This is a genomic window from Bacillus sp. JJ1127 (assembly GCF_036965845.1).
Lineage (GTDB): Bacteria > Bacillota > Bacilli > Bacillales > Bacillaceae_G > Bacillus_A.
This window is the reverse complement of sequence record NZ_JBALQK010000345.1, coordinates 1-1,404: the sequence shown is the minus strand read 5'-3', so window position 1 is coordinate 1,404 and position 1,404 is coordinate 1. Positions and strand designations below refer to the sequence as shown.

The window sequence follows — 1,404 nt, the reverse complement described above, 5'->3', positions numbered from 1 at the left end:
TTCTATGCATGGCCAGATGTTCTCTCCCACCTAAAAAGAGGGGTTTGATGTCGTTTTTTGAATTGATGTATATATAGTAAAGGATGTAAATGAAGTATAGTTCCTAAATCGTATTGCTAAACTTTTTAAATAAAAAGGTGTAGAATGGGTATCTAAGAAAGAAGGTGTGAAAATGGCCAGCTGGAAAAGAAATTTAATGATTTGTTGGCTTGGTTGTTTTACCACTGCAGCTGGTATGAGTTTAGTGATTCCTTTCTTATCCTTTTATATTGAGGATTTAGGAGTAACGGGTACGTCTAATATCGCACAGTGGTCAGGAATTGCATTCGGTGTAACCTTTCTAATGGGTGCGATTGTGTCACCTTTATGGGGGAGACTTGGTGATATACATGGACGGAAGTTGATGCTCATTCGAGCTAGTCTTGGCATGGCGATTATCATGACGCTTATGGGATTTGTCACGAATGTGTATCAACTAGTCGCGCTTCGTTTTCTAATGGGAGCGGTAGCTGGTTTTCTTTCTACAGCGATGACATTTATTGCAGCAGAAACACCAAAAGAACATTCTGGTTGGGCAATTTCGACAATATCAACTGGAGGGGTCAGTGGCTCACTGCTTGGGCCAATGCTCGGAGGATATTTGTCTGAGCTAATTGGAATGCGTCATGTATTTTTAGTGACAGGAGCTTTTTTATTTCTTTCATTTATAATCGTCTTTTTCTTCTTACATGAATCGAATCATTCTGTTCAGAAGAAAAAAGCACAACCGAAGAAAGTATGGACGATGGTTCCAGCAAAACATTTTATTATGAGCTTATTTGTCGCAACGTTTATGATTCAACTTGCGAATATGTCAATTCAGCCTATTATTACATTGTATGTAAAGCATTTAGCAGGCGCACATACACCTCATATTGAAACGATTGCAGGTGCCGTAATGTCAGCGACAGGTTTAGCGGTCATCTTAGCAGCTCCTAGACTGGGGCGGTTATCGGATCGCATTGGTCCTCAAAAAACTTTAATTGTAGCATTGTTTGTTGCAGGAATTATTTTTATCCCACAAGCATTTGTGACCTCTGTATGGCAATTATTAATTCTTCGTTTTTTATTAGGAATCGCACAAGCTGGATTATTACCTTCCGTACAAACTCTATTAAAAAAACATACACCAAATCATGTAACTGGACGCATTTTCGGATACAATCAATCTTTTCAATTTTTAGGGAATATGATCGGTCCAGTACTCGGTGGACAGATTGCCGCACATGCCGGATTTCAATATGTATTCTTTTCCACAGCATCGCTTTTATTTATAGCTTGTATTTGGGTATATTTTAATAATAAAAGCGCAGAGATGATAGAAAAAGAGCATTTGGAAGTTAGTTAATGAGGTGAATTATATAG

1 protein-coding gene is annotated in these 1,404 nt (G+C 38.2%); it reads left to right on the top strand.

Going from position 1 to position 1,404, the window contains the following annotated elements; translation table 11 throughout:
* Positions 1–172: 172 nt before the first annotated feature.
* Entirely contained in the window at positions 173–1,387 is a 1,215-nt protein-coding gene (locus V7183_RS24055; RefSeq protein ID WP_097896396.1) for a multidrug efflux MFS transporter, read from the top strand.
* The last annotated feature ends 17 nt before the right edge of the window (positions 1,388–1,404 follow it).